The following is a 15,866-nucleotide window of genomic DNA, read 5'->3' as shown; positions in this document are numbered from 1 at the left end:
AAATGGGCAGTATCTGAACCCCGAACCAACTATGGTGAGTGAAATGACCCCAAATATCAAAAAGATATCGGTTGCCGCCTTTCTGACTGCCACGGTCGCTGTTCCGGCAGCCGCAGAGCTGAAATACGAAAATAACAGCGGTGGCTATGTGCTGCTTTACGGGCAGTTAAACCCGGCCTTGATTTCGGTTGATGACGGCCAAGATACCGAGACCCGGGTCCTCGACAACGATCTGTCAAACAGCCGGGTTGGCCTGCGTCTGATGCAGCCGTTTGGCCAGAACGAGTTTACCTTCCGCTTGGAATCGGCGTTGGGATTGCCGAACTCGACTGAATGGAACCAGAACGGTACAAACTTTAGTGGCTGGACCCGCGACGATATCCGGTTTGTGGATTTTGCCTTGAAGGGCAGCTACGGCAAGTTCTCGGCAGGTCAGGGCAGCATGGCGGCAGATGGTGCTGCAGAAGTGGACCTGTCCTATGTCGGCACCGCGCTGTATTCGTTTACAAACGATGAGAACTCTGGCTTTTTCTATCGCGGCACAAACGGTGTGCTGAGCGGTATTACGGTTGGTGACAGTTCCAGCAACTTTGATGGCTCACGTCGTGGGCGCGTCCGGTATGACACTCCAACGGTTAACGGATTCTCGGCAGCTTTTGCATATGGTCAGAACATTCTGTCCAGCAGTGACGATGATGACTACTACGATGTCGGCGTGTTCTATGAAAACACCTTTGCAGGCGGTGTAGAGTTTGCGGCAGCTGTCGCGTATTCGGTGCGGGAGCGGGATGACAATTCAGGGGATCGCAAGGATACAATCGGTTCGGCCTCGGTGCTGTTGCCCAGCGGTCTGGGGTTCACCATTGCCGGCGGCACGCGTGACGATGACCGAGCCGGCCAGACGGATCCGAACTACTGGTACGGCAAGGTCTCGTACGAGGGGAACTGGGTATCCTGGGGCAAGACTGGTGTCGGTATCGACTATTACGACGGCGCGGATTTCGAAACCAACGGGTCCGACACCAAGGCATGGGGTATCGCTGTCGTGCAGAAGGTCGAAGCGATCAATACCGATGTTTACCTGAAGTATCGCAACCACGATTTCGATGACGGAACGTCGTTCGAAAACAACGAGGCCTGGGTTCTGGGTGCGCGCTGGAAGTTTTAATCGCCTTCCAGAGACCCAACACGAACGCCCCAGTTTTCGGGGCGTTCTTTTTTGCCAAAACCAGGTTGATTCAGCCTTTGCCCCTTGCACGTTGGCGGCAGGGCAAATAGAAGGCGTCAAATTTGCCCGGCGCGCCCGTTTTGCGCGCCCTGAATCCTATGGGGACTACCAAAATGCAGGTTACCGAGACGCTGAACGAAGGTCTGAAACGCGGCTACAACATCGTTGTGACCGCAGCCGAACTGGACGACAAGGTCAATGAAAAGCTGACCGAAGCACAGCCGGAAATCGAAATGAAAGGCTTCCGCAAAGGCAAGGTGCCGATGGCGCTGCTGAAAAAGCAGTTTGGCCAACGCCTGCTGGGTGAGGCGATGCAGGAATCCATCGACGGTGCAATGAACAAGCATTTCGAGGACAGCGGCGACCGCCCGGCGCTGCAGCCCGAAGTCAAGATGACCAACGAGGACTGGAAAGAAGGCGACGATATCGAGGTCGCGATGTCCTACGAAGCGCTGCCCGCGATCCCTGAGGTCGATCTGAAATCGGTTGCGCTGGACAAGCTGATCGTCAAGGCGGATGACGCCGCCGTCGAGGAAGCGCTGAACAACCTCGCTGAAACCGCTCAGGACTTCAAAGCCCGCCGCAAGGGGTCGAAAGCCAAGGATGGCGACCAGATCGTGTTCGATTTTGTTGGCAAGGTTGATGGCGAAGAATTCGAAGGCGGATCAGCCGAAGACTATCCGTTGGTTCTGGGTTCAAACAGCTTCATCCCCGGTTTTGAAGAGCAACTGGTCGGTGTGAAGGCCGAGGAAGAAAAAGACGTTAACGTGACATTCCCGGAAGAATATGGTGCCGAACATCTGGCCGGAAAAGATGCGGTCTTCACCTGCACGATCAAGGAAGTGAAAGAGCCGGTTGCAGCCGAGATCAACGATGAGCTGGCGATGAAGTTCGGCGCCGAGGATCTGGCCGCTCTGAAAACTCAGATTTCGGAACGTCTGGAAGCAGAATATGCGGGCGCGTCGCGTGCTGTCATGAAGCGGGCCCTGCTGGACGTGCTGGACGAAAAAGTGTCGTTCGACCTGCCGCCGTCGCTGGTTGAAGCCGAAGCCAAGCAGATTGCACATCAGCTGTGGCACGAGGAAAACCCTGAAGTAACCGGTCACGACCACGATGAGATCGAACCCACCGATGAGCACAACAAGCTGGCCGAACGCCGCGTGCGTCTGGGTCTGCTGCTGGCCGAGCTGGGCCAGAAGGCAGAGGTGGAAGTCACCGATGCCGAGATGACCCAGGCGATCATGAACCAGGCGCGTCAGTACCCGGGTCAGGAACGCCAGTTCTTCGAGTTCGTGCAGCAGAACGCTCAGATGCAGCAGCAACTGCGCGCGCCGATCTTCGAAGACAAGGTTGTCGACTATGTGTTCGAGCTGGCGCAGGTCAGCGACAAGGAAGTCAGCAAGGACGACCTGCAAAAAGCCATTGAGGCATTGGAAGAGGAATAATCCTCTTCCTTCCCTCTTTGTTCAGAGAGGGGTAAAAAAAACGGAGCCGCCTGTAAACAGACGGCTCCGCATGGGTGGCTTTTGTATCTATGAGGTGAGGGGGTCAGGCCTCATGAGCAAAAGCACGGGGGGTATCTAGCAGAGCGATCTTCTGCTCTGGTGTGAACGTATCCGAGAGCGCTTCGATCAGCTTCAAAACGTCCTGACGTTCAGCTTCGTTTCTTGCGGCGCTCATCTGTTCCACAAAATACTTCTCAAGTTCGGTCAGTGGCTTGTGATCCTGATTGGCCGGGCTCTGGGTTGCTGCCTTCTTGGCTGCAAACAGTGCCAGTGCCTCTTCGTCATCCATAAAGACGTTCTCATGGATGCCTGCAAACTCACGCAGACCCGAGATGCGTTCATCGGTGCAATCCAACAGGGCGGCCAGTGCCGAGACTTTCCCCATGGGAACCGTTTCGCCGACATAGTCATATGGCGCGCAGTTCGACCGTTTCAGAACCCGGTCCATGACCGGATCGATTACGGTGATGATATCCTGAATACCTGCGTTCTTGGCATATTCCAGAGAGCCGATCATAAGCTCGCAGGTGGCATAAGAGACTGAGTTCTTTTCCTTGCCGCGTGTAAGGCGTTGCGTGTCCACGCAGAAGCGTGTCGATTCCCACATTGTTGCGCTGCGCAGTGGTGCTTCCCCGCAGAGGATGGCCGAAAACACATCCGACAACATATGAGGTCCTGTGGTCTGAAGGGCACGCACGGCTGCGACGACATTCCCCCCGTCGTCGAGTCCGATTACGTATGCCGGGTCCAGATGATCGAATTCATCAATTTCCTTGCCGTCTTCGATCTTTACGTCCCATCCAAGACGTCCGCCAAAAACACGCGCTCTCAACTCGAACATTTCGTCAAGAACTTCGCTGAACATGTGTCTGTTCAGGCCATCTACCACGATGATCATTTCTTCCCCCTTCGAGTGGTTGTTCGGTAATACTGACGTTACCGCTCTCGAAAGATTTTTCTATTGGGGGATTCCCGTATTTTGGCGAAATTTGGGGATTTTTTTGTTTATCCCGGGGTAATAAGCCCGATCGCTATCGCCCGCCCTACGGCCTGCGGGGTGGTCAGCGCACTAAGCTTTTCCCGGCTAGAACGCAAGTGTACTTCTACGGTTCGGTGCGAAATAGACAAAATATCGCCGATATCCTGCTGCGACTTACCTGCAGCGACCCATTGCAGGATTTCCGCTTCGCGAGAGGACAAGGTCGGATGATATAGTGCACCGGTCAGCTGATCCGAGGACACGACGTTGTCGTGGATGTGCACGGCCATGGCCTGCAAATCGCCGATAAAGTTTGTGTAAAGCTTGCGCCACTCTTCCTTGCTGCAATTTCGGGTAGCGCTCAGCAGGCCAATATCACCGTAAGGGCCGCGTACCGGGATCGTAACACCCTGACTGGGCAAGCCAAAATCATGAGCATCCCGGAACACGCGTTGAAAGTCTGGACTTCTTTCCAGACGGCTCCAGTCCACCGGCGCAATACTGCGGCGGGCCATGTGGATGGTCGGATCGATCATGATCAGACCCTGTTTCTGGTAGTGCTCATTCCAGGCGTCGTCATAGGTGACAAAGCCAGCCACTGTTCCAGCTGCTGGGTTCATACCAGCATAGGCAGCATGATCCATGTCATGCTTCTCACAGATTTGCCTTAGAAATTCGGTGTATCGAACTTCTGAATCCGGCAGAGTGCTCAGATCGACAATTTCCATGTGGCGCCTACCAGCTGTGGCCCATCTTGCCGCCCGATGGTGTCGTCGAGCATGCGTATTACACAGAGTGGAACCCGTTTACCTCACCAAGTCAGAACACCATACTTTTCTAAACATGACAAGGAGAGGTCTTAATTGTCTGTGCAATACAGCATATTGCGACAACCAATAGAGCATTTTTGTCACTATTCACTCTCAAGTGCTGATTTTGGTCGATTTCTGACGCGAATGACCGTCAGGGTGCAGGTCTCAAGCCGGTTTCGACCAGCATACCCTTGGCTTTTGCCTCTGGATAGTAACCTTTGGCGTACAAGAAAATAGCCCTGCGTTGATCCCCGTCGGCCAGCAGCCAGGCTCCGCGCAGGTACCTTCCCGCAAACTCAAGGTTGGTGTCCGCGTCAAGCAAACCTTCGGCTTTTCCGGAATAACCCATCGAGCGCGCCGTGGCGGGCAGGACCTGTAGAAGACCGTAATAGGGCTGGTTGACGGCCCATGGTCGGTGGGTGCTTTCACGAATGGCCAGCTTGTGAACCAGCTCCCGCGGAATCTCGTAATGGTCCGCCCATCTGTTGATCGCAGCTCTCAGCTCGGGCGTTTCATTCGGGTGGAGCGGCGGGTCAAAATGTGGCGTACCCGCTTTGGAGACCTGGTCTGCCCCGCAGGCAACCAACGACACAAATAGAAACAGTGCCAGGAAACTTTGGCGCAGAAATACAAGCATTTTTCGGTCCTCTGAGTTTCGGCGGCGATGATACGGATCGACAATCAGCCTTCAAGCTTACCCCGGAAAATGGGCTGAAACTTGCCGGTACGACATGTGAACACACAGGGAAAAAAGAAAAGGCCGCGCTTTGGCGCGGCCTTTAAAGTTCTCACAAGCAGCCGGATCAGGCTTTGGCTTCGTCTTCTTCAACCGGTGCCGCGTCGGCAACCATGTCATCATCATCCGAAGCGGCCGAGCCGATGTCGTCGAACAGTTCGGCGATCTCGAATTCAGCAGCGGCTTCTTCTTCAGCAGCCAGTTCCTGAATCGATTTGCCCGAAGCCTGCAGTTCAGCTTCTTCTGCCGAACGGGCTACGTTCATCTTGATTTCGACTTCAACCTCGGGGTGCAGTTTCACTGCAACGGTGTGCAGACCCAGTTCCTTGATCGGGGCGATCAGGATGATCTGTTTCTTGTCGACGGTGAAACCTGCTTCGGTTGCGGCGTCAGCGGCGTCACGCGGGGTGACCGAACCGTACAGAGCGCCGGCATCCGATGCCGAGCGAATCACGACGAACTGCTGACCGTCCAGTTTTTCAGCCAGGGCCTCAGCTTCTTTCTTGGTTTCCAGGTTGCGGGCCTCAAGCTGCGCTTTCTGGGCTTCGAACGACGCGATGTTGGCGTCAGATGCGCTCAGGGCTTTGCCTTGGGGCAGCAGGAAGTTGCGGGCGTAGCCAGGCTTGACGTCAACGACGTCGCCCATCTGACCCAGTTTCGCAACGCGTTCCAGCAGGATAACTTGCATGTCAGTCTCTCCTTACTTCACAGCGTAGGGCAGCAGGGCGAGGAAGCGGGCGCGCTTGATAGCGCGGGCCAGTTCACGCTGCTTTTTCGCCGAAACGGCGGTGATGCGCGAAGGCACGATCTTGCCACGCTCAGAGATGTAGCGCTGCAGCAGACGGGTGTCTTTGTAGTCGATTTTCGGCGCATTTTCACCCGAGAACGGGCAGACCTTGCGGCGGCGGAAAAATGGTTTTGCGGCCATGGGTTATAGTCCTTTTCTCAGGCGTTGATCAGCGGCGTTCGCGGCGTTCGCCACGTTCGTCGCGCTTCTGCATCTGAACCGACGGACCATCTTCGTGTCCGTCGACCTTGATGGTCAGAACGCGCATGACATCTTCATGCAGACGCATCAGGCGTTCCATTTCCTGCACCGCGCCCGAGGGGGCATCGGTTTTCAGAAAGGCATAGTGGCCCTTGCGGTTTTTGTTGATCTTGTAGGCCATCGTCTTGACGCCCCAGTACTCGCTGTCAACCAGCTTGCCGCCGTTGTCAGCCAGAACGGTGCCGAAATGTTCGACGAGGCTTTCCGCCTGCGCGTTGGACAGATCCTGACGCGCGATCATTACATGCTCATACAGTGGCATGTGCACTCCTGTTTATATCAAGGCGCATTTCATAGGCGGGGCCAAACATTCCTTCGCGACCCTGCCACGAGAGGCTGCGCGATTCATATGACTGCGAAGGATGGCCCCGTATACACGTCTGAGCCGCAGGAGCAAGCCCTGCCACACATGCCTCTGAGACGCCGCCCAAATTCCTTTGGGTCGCCCAATTGCTGACGCTTTTCGGCTCAAAGTTGTTTTGCATACCGGGCATCAACCGGATCAACAGAATTTCGAAAGTAACCTTAAAAGGGTGACGCGTTATGACCGCTACTAACACAAACGCATATCAGGAAAACGTTGCCGGCTCGCGCTTTGAGAATTCGGTGCCGGTAATGATCACATTTGCACCGAACTGGAAGGCCCGCCTGATACTGGCGCGGATGGTCGGGGCGTTTTTGATCGTTTCCGCGTTTTCAATGTGGTTGATGCCCGGATCGGTCGTTGGCGCAGATGTTTGGCCGATCAAGATGGCGGCATCCATGCTGTTTCTGGTCGTTGGCGTCGCCTTGTTGACAATCGAGGTTTTCGACCCGCGCCCTGACGCCTATTTCGACCCGATCCGCCGCGAAGTCCGGGTATTGCAAAAGAACGAAGACGGACGCCCTCAGACTGTCCTGCGCCGCAGCTATGACTCGCTGGGTGGGGCGCGTTTTGAAGAGAATGAGGTTCACCTGTTTGACGTGGACGGAAGTCTTTTGATGAAGCTGCCGCTTGAATCGGCGGATGTCAGCCGGGCGCTGAAAGGGCAGCTCAGCAAAAGCGTAACAATTTTCGGTTGATTTTTATTCTGTTCAAAAAAGAACAGAAGTTGTGAATCAAAAAAGGTTGTGTGCCGCCCTTGGGCGGCACATTTTGTATTCAAGCAGTCCTGACGGACTGCATTCACAAAACCGCGGAGATTGATATGAAATCCACCCTTCTTGCTGCTGCATTGGCCGTATCAGCGACAACGGCATTCGCCAGCGCCGAGAAATACGTGTTGGATCCCAGCCACAGCCAAGTCATTTTCAGCTATGACCACCTTGGGTTTTCAACCACGACTGGCATGTTTTCCGGCTTTGAAGGCGAGATCATGTTCGACCAGGAAAACCCCGCCGCTTCGAGCGTGAGTGTGTCGATGCCCGTTTTGGAGATGTTTACCGGCTGGAAACCCCGTGAAGATCACTTCATGACCGAGGATTTCTTTGGCGCGGCCGAAGGAGATTTGATCACCTTTACCTCGACAGGAATCGAAGTGACTGGTGAAAACACCGCGAACATCACCGGCGATCTGACGATGAACGGTGTGACCAAATCGGTTGTTCTGGACGCAAAGCTCAACAAGGCTGACACCCACCCGATGGCAAATCAGCCCTGGGCTGGTTTCAACGCGACAACAACGCTTGTCCGTAGCGAATTCGACCTGGGGCAGTTTGCACCGTTTGTCAGCGACGAAGTGCAAATCCAGATTTCGGTCGAGGCACAAAAAGCCGAGTAATCCCAGAATCACGAACAGAAAAACGCCGGTGATCAAATCGCCGGCGTTTTTTTGCCTTACTGACCGCGTGCCGCTGTGAGTTCTACGGATACTGCGACGGTAAAGCCCAGCGAGTCTTCGGTAGGCTGCGATGTGCCTACATCAAACTCCAGCCGGTTAAGCTCGATTGTGCCCGCCATGGTGGCTGTGTCGCCCTGAAGATCCAGCGAGAAGGGCAAAACGACATCGATCGACTTGTCGCGAATTGTAAGCGGACCGCGCGCCTCGTAACGATTTTCGGTTTTATAAAGGTCGGCTTTGAACTGAGCAGTCGGGAACCGGGCGTTGTCGAAGAAATCCGGTCCCATGGCCTGATCGGTTACGGTTCCAAGACTAAGCGAGCTGATGGCTATCGTGACATCGACAGACCCTGCCGGGCCCGGCTCTGTGGGTTCGTCAAAAGTAATTGCGGCCGTCCAGTCCGAAAACGAACCTGTGACGGGGCTATTCAGTTGCGAAATCGTAATCGACAGCGTGCCGTTCTGAACCTGCCATTCGGATTGAACCTCGGTCAGTTGGACATCCGGTGCTTCACCTACGTTAGGGGTAAGCTTACCCGTTGCCCAGCCTCCGGTGACGACGACACCCCAGACCACCAATGCGGCGACGGCTGGAATCAGTGAATGGGTTTGATGTGGTGGTTCCGGCACATCAGACAGGCCCGGTAACATCCGGCGCAATGTGCCGTCCTTGTCGACGATGTGATGTTTCAGCGCACCTGCAACGTGCAGGACAAGGGAAACGACCAGAACCCACATGAAAAGCCAGTGCAGAACCCCTGTTACCTCGGCCACGGCGGTGGATTTCGGTACAAAAGGCAGGTTTTGGCCGAAGGGCCAAAGGATTGGGGCAAAGCCTTCGGTCGCGGCGTGGTGAATCCAGCCGGTCAGCGGCACAAGGACCAGCGAACCGTAAAGCAGCCAGTGGACGGTTTCAGCGGCGAAGGCTTCGGGCTTGTTGTCAGCATTCAGAAGGCCGGGCTTGGTTTGCGTGAACGCCCAAAGAATGCGGGCCAATGCCACGAAGAACACGGTAACCCCCACGGTTTTATGCAATGAGAACACGCGCGCCGCACGGGCAATTTCCAACTCGGTAGGGGCCGTTGCCGAGTGCAGTACCGCATGCGCCAGATTATCTGCGACCCAGCCGAGGGGCAAAGCCGTGAAGATCAGCAAGGCGGTCAGCCAATGAAACGTCTTTGCGATGCTGCCGTAGCTTGAAAAGGAATTGGTCGATTGCATATGTCGCGCGCTCCGGGATTCTTGGGTGTGCCCAAGGTAAAGCCGGATGAAACAGACACAAGTGAGCGCGGGTGCACACAAAAGGTGCCAGAATGCAGAAAGCAGGCAATGCTTGTGCCAGACGGTCAGTCAGTTTACACCCCGCCGCAACCTGACACCATCCATGAGGTTGCAATGACACTCGCGTTCGTTTTCCCGGGGCAAGGCGCCCAGACCATAGGTATGGGCAAAGCTCTGGCTGAGGCCTACCCGGCGGCTCAGGCCATTTTCGATGAGGTGGACGACGCGTTGGGCGAGAAGTTGAGCAGCCTGATCTGGGATGGCGATATTGCTGACCTGACACTGACCCAGAATGCACAACCCGCGTTGATGGCAACGTCGATGGCAGCCATGCGCGCTTTGGAAGCCGAAGGCGTATCTGTCAGCAAGGCGGCTTTTGTGGCGGGGCATTCACTGGGTGAATACTCGGCTCTGGCCGCGGCGGGTGCCTTGTCTGTTGCAGATACTGCGCGTCTGTTGCGCACCCGTGGTCAGGCCATGCAAAGCGCCGTACCCGTGGGCGAGGGGGCCATGGCCGCCATTTTGGGGCTGGATCTGGAGGCCGTGCGCGCCGTTGCGGAAGAAGCCGCACAGGGCGAGGTCTGTCAGGCCGCAAATGACAACGATCCCACACAGGTCGTCGTGTCGGGTTCAAAAGCGGCTGTCGAGCGCGCAGCCGAGATCGCCAAGGAAAAAGGTGCAAAACGTGCCGTTATGTTGCCGGTAAGTGCTCCATTTCACTGTGCGCTGATGAAACCTGCTGCAGATGTAATGGCAGAAGCGCTTGCTGCCGTCGAAATTAAGGCCCCTGTCGTACCTTTGGTGGCCAATGTGCGCGCCGAGGCTGTCAGCGAACCGGATCTGATCCATCAATTGCTGGTCGAGCAGGTGACGGGTTCGGTTCGCTGGCGGGAAAGCGTGCAATATATGGCGGCTCAAGGCGTGACTGAAACATGGGAAATCGGCGCTGGCAAAGCGCTGTCCGGTATGATCCGCAAGATCGATCGCGAAATCGCGGGCAAGGCTGTGGGCACACCGGAAGACGTCCAGAAGGCCATTCAGGCCGAATCGTAAGCTCAATTCGCGTTGTAACCGACGCAGCAAGAGGGAAACCGAATGTTTGATTTAACAGGTAAGAATGCGCTGATCACCGGTGCTTCGGGCGGTATCGGAGGCCACATCGCACGTGCGTTGCATGGCGCAGGTGCAACGGTTGGGTTGTCCGGTACACGCGTTGAACCGCTTCAGGCTCTGGCCGACGAACTGGGCGAACGCGCGCATGTTCTGCCCTGCAATTTAAGCGATCCGGAAGCCGTGGAAGCGTTGCCAAAGCAAGCGGCCGAGGCGATGGGATCGGTGGACATTCTTGTAAACAACGCCGGAATCACCCGCGACAACCTGTTCATGCGCATGTCTGATGAGGAATGGCAAAGCGTCATTGACGTGAACATGACCTCGACCATGAAACTGTGCAAAGGTGTGATCCGGGGCATGATGAAGGCGCGCTGGGGCCGGATCGTCAATGTCTCGTCCGTGGTGGCCGCAATCGGCAATCCGGGGCAGGCGAACTATGCAGCGTCGAAGGCCGGTATGATCGGGTTTTCCAAGGCTTTGGCCCACGAAGTCGCGACCCGCGGAATTACTGTGAATGCCGTGGCACCTGGATTTATCACGACGGCAATGACCGAAAAACTGACCGAGGAACAAAAAAAGGGTCTGTTGCTCAAGGTTCCGGCCGGGCGCATGGGCGATCCGGAAGAAATTGCAGCTGCGGTTCTGTATCTTTCCAGCCCCGAAGCGGGCTATGTTACCGGAAGCACCTTGCATGTAAATGGCGGTATGGCCATGTTGTGAGCGCGACAGGGGCAAGTGCGAAAGCGTTTGCCTCTTGCGCCGACTATGCTATAGGCGGCGCATCTATGCGGGGCCGGTCGTTCAGGTCGGCCTTCTATTTCCCGGTTCGCCGGGACCGAAACCGCCCAAAACGGGCAAACCAAAGCCAACCCGTGCGGGCAAGGGCAGAATCGGGCGGACCGCCCTGTAAAGGAATGAGGAATAGACATGAGCGACGTCGCAGATCGCGTTAAGAAGATCGTTGTTGAGCACCTGGGTGTTGAAGAAGATAAAGTCGTGGAAAACGCGTCCTTCATCGACGATCTGGGCGCAGACAGCCTGGACACTGTTGAGCTGGTCATGGCCTTCGAAGAAGAGTTCGGCATCGAGATCCCCGATGACGCAGCCGAGACCATCCAGACCTTTGGCGACGCCGTCAAGTTCATCAGCGAAGCGTCCTAAGCGTTTCTTTCTGATCAAAATCGGCGCTTCCGGGCAACGGGGGCGCCGTTTTTTTATGCCTGCCCGAATTTCGGGCTTGCGTGGCTATTGTGGCCTGCGCACTGTTTCCACTGAGGCAAAACTCAAAGTGGACAGGGCATGATAAGATCCACTCCGATGATAAATACCGCGCGTTTGACGCTGTGCGCCATGCGCCCAGAGGATTTTGACCGGTTCGCGGAAATCTGGCGTAACCCTTGCGTCGTGCAGCATATCGGAGGTTCTCCCCGATCGCGTGGCGAAGCGTGGGATTCGTTCTTGCATAATGCGGGGCATTGGCAGATGGCCGGTTTTGGTCAGTGGGGCGTAATGCAGCAATCGAATCGTACGCTGATCGGGCATGCCGGATTCTTCTATAGCAACCGACGCATGGGCGAGGATTTCGACGGCTTCCCCGAGGCAGGGTGGGTACTGGTCCCCGAAGCACAAGGGCAGGGATTGGGATACGAGGCCGCCAAGGCTGCGCATGACTGGTTTGACCGGGTGATTCCCGGACCGTTGGTCGCGATGATAAACGCATCGAACGCGTCTTCGCAGAAACTCGCCAAAAAGCTTGGCTATGTTCTGATGCGGGAAGGGGTGTATAATGAAACCCCGGTGCATTTGTTAAGGCGCAACGGACCGCCAGCCCGCGCGTAAATTCGCCACTTAATCAGTATGCCGCAAAATGGCCAAACTGTGCCGATCCCGGAGATTTCGGGCGGGCATTCCAGTTGTATGGTGCCGGGGATTTCAAAACGATTGAGCGGAGGACCGAGCTCATGAGGATTTACCCCACGATGGAACTGCAGAACGGCCGGTGTGTCTCACTGGACAAAGGTCGTCTGGATGATGCGATGATCTGGCACGTGAATCCGGTAGATACCGCACGGAGCTGGGCAGAGGCGGGTGCCGAATGGATGCACCTGACGGATTTCGACGCGATCGAGGGCAAGGATACCAACGCGCAGCTGGTCGAAGATATCATTCGCAAGGCCGAGATTCCGGTGCAGTTGGCGGGTGGCATGCGCACGCGCGAACAGATTGAGCGCCGGATCGACAAGGGCGCGGGCCGCGTTGTGGTTGGCACGCTGGCCGCGCGCGAACCGAACCTGGTCAAGGAACTGGCCAAGCTTTACCCGGATCAGATCGTGCTGTCGGTTGATGTGTGGCAAGGCCTTGTCATGACTGACGGCTGGCGCAGCCAAAGTGCATTCACGCCCGAAGCCTTTATTGATGCGTTCGGCGATGCGCCCTTTGCCGCTATCGTGGTAACCGACATCGACAGTGACATGGAAGATGTCGAGGCACAGCTTGGTCTGATTTCGCGGCTGGCAAACCATTCGCGTACCCCGGTGATTGCCAGCGGTGTCGTGCGCACAGCAGACGATATCTCGCGGCTGGCATACATCCCCAATATCTCGGGCGCGATTGTCGGGCGTGCGTTGTTCCGCAAGACACTGGACTTGGCCACAGCGCTTGAAACTGCCAAATCGGCCCACGAGCCGGTCGCGCAGTTTCAGTAAGCAACTCCGCCCTTTCGGCTGGACGCGCGAAGGGGCGGTTTTTGACAAGCGTCGAATTTCCGGTTTCCTTGGGAAATCGGCGGCAGGACGCCAGGGCGGAAAGAACCGTTGCTCTTGCCCCCGCACCCCGGGCCGGGGTATGAGCGGTTCTCATAAGAGGAAGCAGGCAAGAGGCACTTCATGCGCAGAGTCGTTGTAACCGGTCTTGGATTGGTCACTCCTTTGGCCAGCGGGGTCGAGGAAACCTGGTCGCGGCTGCTGGACGGAGAGTCCGGCGCAGGTCCAATCACGCATTTCGATGCAGAGGCAAGCGGGGTCGCAACGACCTACGCCTGCGAGGTGCCGCGCGGCGACGGAACCAACGGGACCTTCAATCCCGATGACTGGATGCCGCTGAAAGAGCAGCGCAAGATCGAGGACTTTATCCTGTATTCCATCGCGGCCGCAGAAATGGCCTGTAAGGATGCAGGCTGGCTGCCGGAAGACGAAGAATCGCGCTTGCGGACCGGTGTTCTGATCGGCTCGGGCATTGGTGGTCTGGGATCGATTGCCAATACTGCGAACCTGATCCGCGACAAAGGTCCGCGTCGGGTATCGCCGTTCTTTATTCCGGGCGCACTGATCAACCTGGCCTCGGGGCAGGTATCAATCCGTCACGGGTTCAAAGGGCCGAACCACTCGGTCGTGACCGCATGTTCAACCGGTGCGCACGCTATCGGCGACGCCAGCCGCATCATCCGGGCGGGTGACGCGGATGTCATGGTGGCAGGCGGTGGCGAGGGCTGCATCTGCGAGATCGGTATTGCCGGGTTCAACGCATGTAAGGCGCTGTCGACCAAATACGCAGATAATCCCAAGGCTGCCAGCCGACCCTATGACGTGGACCGTGACGGTTTCGTGATGGGCGAGGGTGCCGGCATCGTGGTTCTGGAAGATTACGAACACGCCAAGGCGCGTGGTGCCAAGATCTACGCCGAGGTGCTGGGCTATGGTATGTCGGGCGACGCCTATCACATCACCGCCCCGTCCGAGGATGGCGACGGGGCCGAACGCTCCATGAGAGCGGCGTTGCGCAGCGCCGGGCTGGAGCCGAAAGACCTGGATTACATCAACGCGCATGGCACCTCGACTATGGCGGACACGATCGAACTGGGCGCGGTTGAGCGCCTGTTGGGCGAACATGCCGGGAATGCGACGATGAGTTCGACCAAGTCGGCAACCGGTCACTTGCTGGGTGCTGCAGGCGCGATTGAGGCGATTTTCTCAATCCTGGCGATCCGCGATCAGGTCGCACCGCCAACAATCAACTTGGACAACCCGGCAGTTGAAACTCCGATTGATCTGGCCCCCAACGCCAAGCGCGAGCGTGAGATTAACGTGGCGCTGTCGAACTCGTTCGGGTTTGGCGGAACCAACGCCAGCGTGATCTTCGGAAAGGTCAGTTAAATGTGGCGGGCCATCGCTTCGAATGCGCTGACCATCCTAGTGGTCGGCCTGTTTCTGGTGGGCGGTCTGATCTTGTGGGGACAGTCGCAGTACAAGGCCGAAGGCCCACTTGAAACTGCGATTTGCCTTCAGGTCAAAAGCGGCTCGAACATGACACGTGTCAGTCGCGATCTGGAAGATCAGGGTGCCATTCGCAGTTCAATTCTGTTTCGGATGGCCGCTGACTATACCGATCAGGCGCAGCGGTTGAAAGCGGGCAGCTTTCTGGTGCGCGAAGGCGCGTCGATGGCGCAGATCATCGAAGAGATCACCAGCAGCGGCGCCAGCACTTGTGGGTCGGAAATCGAATACCGTATCGGTGTAACGCGTACCCAAACTCGCGTGCGTGAACTGGACCCGGCAACATTGGATTTTGTCGAGATTGCTTCATTTGATGCGGCAGAGGAAGAAACGCCTAATGCTTATACCGAGAAGCGCAACGAGGCTGACACGCGCTATCGGGTGTCACTGGCCGAAGGTGTGACCTCGTGGCAGGTGGTCGAGGCCCTTAAATCATTCGAAGCGCTGTCAGGTGAGGTGACCGAGATCCCGGCTGAGGGAATGTTGGCCCCGGACAGTTACGATGTTGTGGCCGGACAGGACCGCAATGCGATTTTGCAGGCCATGCAGGACAAGCAACAACTGCGGATCAATGCGGTTTGGGAAAGCCGCCAAGGCGGGTTGCCGCTGGACAGTCCGGAAGAGATGCTGATCCTTGCGTCTATCATCGAAAAGGAAACCGGTGTTCCGGAGGAACGCGGCCAGGTCGCCAGTGTGTTCGTGAACCGCCTGAAACAAGGGATGCGGTTGCAAACCGATCCGACCGTCATCTATGGCGTGACAAAGGGGCAGGGCACATTGGGTCGCGGGTTGCGGCGCAGCGAATTGAACCGTCCGACACCTTGGAACACCTATCAGATTGATGGGCTGCCCCCGACGCCGATTGCAAATCCGGGTCTGGCGAGTCTTGAAGCTGCGGTTGCGCCAGATGACACCAACTATGTGTTCTTCGTCGCCGACGGCTCGGGCGGGCATGCGTTTGCAGAAACCCTGCAGGAGCACAATCGCAACGTTGCCAAATGGCGCGAGATCGAGGAACAGCAGAGCTCGGGGAATTAAACCCGGCGGGTTGCTGGTTTAGCTAGCAAAAAACGC

At 56.7% G+C, this 15,866-nt stretch carries 18 protein-coding genes; 11 read left to right on the top strand and 7 right to left on the bottom strand.

Annotated features, from left to right (window positions below):
- Nucleotides 1-43: 43 nt before the first annotated feature.
- Both I9182_RS04475 and tig read left to right on the top strand, forming a co-directional pair.
- Nucleotides 44-1,168 (top strand): porin, encoded by a 1,125-nt coding sequence (locus I9182_RS04475; RefSeq protein WP_209596816.1) that lies wholly within the window; start codon nucleotides 44-46, stop codon nucleotides 1,166-1,168.
- 173 nt (nucleotides 1,169-1,341) lie between these two features.
- Nucleotides 1,342-2,673, top strand: a complete 1,332-nt coding sequence (gene tig / locus I9182_RS04470; protein WP_209597556.1) for a trigger factor — start codon at nucleotides 1,342-1,344, stop codon at nucleotides 2,671-2,673.
- A 103-nt stretch (nucleotides 2,674-2,776) separates the two neighbouring features.
- On the opposite strand, the gene I9182_RS04465 is transcribed toward tig, so the two are convergent.
- The 6 genes from I9182_RS04465 to rpsF all read right to left on the bottom strand — a co-directional run bounded on the left by I9182_RS04465 (nucleotide 2,777) and on the right by rpsF (nucleotide 6,570).
- Nucleotides 2,777-3,631: an acyl-homoserine-lactone synthase gene (locus I9182_RS04465; RefSeq protein WP_209503550.1), complete on the bottom strand. Its 855-nt coding sequence runs from the start codon at nucleotides 3,629-3,631 to the stop codon at nucleotides 2,777-2,779.
- A gap of 107 nt (nucleotides 3,632-3,738) precedes the next feature.
- Nucleotides 3,739-4,440 carry an autoinducer binding domain-containing protein gene (locus I9182_RS04460; protein WP_209596813.1) on the bottom strand — a complete coding sequence of 234 codons (702 nt, stop codon included), beginning with the start codon at nucleotides 4,438-4,440 and terminating at the stop codon, nucleotides 3,739-3,741.
- A 235-nt stretch (nucleotides 4,441-4,675) separates the two neighbouring features.
- Nucleotides 4,676-5,161 (bottom strand): lytic transglycosylase domain-containing protein, encoded by a 486-nt coding sequence (locus I9182_RS04455; protein ID WP_209596811.1) that lies wholly within the window; start codon nucleotides 5,159-5,161, stop codon nucleotides 4,676-4,678.
- A 166-nt stretch (nucleotides 5,162-5,327) separates the two neighbouring features.
- Nucleotides 5,328-5,948, bottom strand: a complete 621-nt coding sequence (rplI, locus tag I9182_RS04450; RefSeq protein ID WP_209503556.1) for a 50S ribosomal protein L9 — start codon at nucleotides 5,946-5,948, stop codon at nucleotides 5,328-5,330.
- Between the two features lie 12 nt (nucleotides 5,949-5,960).
- Complete coding sequence (gene rpsR, locus I9182_RS04445; RefSeq protein ID WP_005608650.1) at nucleotides 5,961-6,188, bottom strand: 30S ribosomal protein S18; 228 nt, start codon at nucleotides 6,186-6,188, stop codon at nucleotides 5,961-5,963.
- A gap of 28 nt (nucleotides 6,189-6,216) precedes the next feature.
- Entirely contained in the window at nucleotides 6,217-6,570 is a 354-nt protein-coding gene (gene rpsF, locus I9182_RS04440) for a 30S ribosomal protein S6 (protein WP_209503558.1), read from the bottom strand.
- Between the two features lie 281 nt (nucleotides 6,571-6,851).
- Between rpsF and I9182_RS04435 the strand changes: the two genes are divergently transcribed.
- Together I9182_RS04435 and I9182_RS04430 are read left to right on the top strand one after the other, a co-directional pair.
- Nucleotides 6,852-7,370: a hypothetical protein gene (locus I9182_RS04435; protein WP_209596809.1), complete on the top strand. Its 519-nt coding sequence runs from the start codon at nucleotides 6,852-6,854 to the stop codon at nucleotides 7,368-7,370.
- A 125-nt stretch (nucleotides 7,371-7,495) separates the two neighbouring features.
- Nucleotides 7,496-8,068 carry a YceI family protein gene (locus I9182_RS04430; protein ID WP_209596807.1) on the top strand — a complete coding sequence of 191 codons (573 nt, stop codon included), beginning with the start codon at nucleotides 7,496-7,498 and terminating at the stop codon, nucleotides 8,066-8,068.
- 56 nt (nucleotides 8,069-8,124) lie between these two features.
- On the opposite strand, the gene I9182_RS04425 is transcribed toward I9182_RS04430, so the two are convergent.
- Nucleotides 8,125-9,348, bottom strand: coding sequence for a cytochrome b/b6 domain-containing protein (locus I9182_RS04425; protein ID WP_209596805.1), 1,224 nt, complete (start codon nucleotides 9,346-9,348; stop codon nucleotides 8,125-8,127).
- A gap of 174 nt (nucleotides 9,349-9,522) precedes the next feature.
- Between I9182_RS04425 and fabD the strand changes: the two genes are divergently transcribed.
- From fabD to mltG, 7 genes are all read left to right on the top strand, one after another.
- Entirely contained in the window at nucleotides 9,523-10,461 is a 939-nt protein-coding gene (fabD, locus tag I9182_RS04420) for an ACP S-malonyltransferase (protein WP_209596803.1), read from the top strand.
- Between the two features lie 42 nt (nucleotides 10,462-10,503).
- A complete protein-coding gene (gene fabG / locus I9182_RS04415) occupies nucleotides 10,504-11,241 on the top strand; it encodes a 3-oxoacyl-[acyl-carrier-protein] reductase (protein WP_209596801.1) in 738 nt (245 codons plus the stop codon).
- 207 nt (nucleotides 11,242-11,448) lie between these two features.
- A complete protein-coding gene (locus tag I9182_RS04410; protein ID WP_050602116.1) occupies nucleotides 11,449-11,682 on the top strand; it encodes an acyl carrier protein in 234 nt (77 codons plus the stop codon).
- 138 nt (nucleotides 11,683-11,820) lie between these two features.
- Entirely contained in the window at nucleotides 11,821-12,360 is a 540-nt protein-coding gene (locus I9182_RS04405) for a GNAT family N-acetyltransferase (protein ID WP_209596799.1), read from the top strand.
- A 122-nt stretch (nucleotides 12,361-12,482) separates the two neighbouring features.
- Nucleotides 12,483-13,226 carry a 1-(5-phosphoribosyl)-5-[(5-phosphoribosylamino)methylideneamino] imidazole-4-carboxamide isomerase gene (locus I9182_RS04400; RefSeq protein WP_209596798.1) on the top strand — a complete coding sequence of 248 codons (744 nt, stop codon included), beginning with the start codon at nucleotides 12,483-12,485 and terminating at the stop codon, nucleotides 13,224-13,226.
- 180 nt (nucleotides 13,227-13,406) lie between these two features.
- Nucleotides 13,407-14,672 carry a beta-ketoacyl-ACP synthase II gene (fabF, locus tag I9182_RS04395; RefSeq protein WP_209596796.1) on the top strand — a complete coding sequence of 422 codons (1,266 nt, stop codon included), beginning with the start codon at nucleotides 13,407-13,409 and terminating at the stop codon, nucleotides 14,670-14,672.
- Nucleotides 14,673-15,830 carry an endolytic transglycosylase MltG gene (mltG, locus tag I9182_RS04390; protein ID WP_209596793.1) on the top strand — a complete coding sequence of 386 codons (1,158 nt, stop codon included), beginning with the start codon at nucleotides 14,673-14,675 and terminating at the stop codon, nucleotides 15,828-15,830.
- Nucleotides 15,831-15,866 lie beyond the last annotated feature (36 nt).

The organism is Ruegeria sp. HKCCSP351, assembly GCF_017872535.1.
GTDB lineage: Bacteria > Pseudomonadota > Alphaproteobacteria > Rhodobacterales > Rhodobacteraceae > Ruegeria.
The sequence above is the reverse complement of the archived record's forward strand: the minus strand, read 5'-3'. Positions and strand labels throughout refer to the sequence as shown.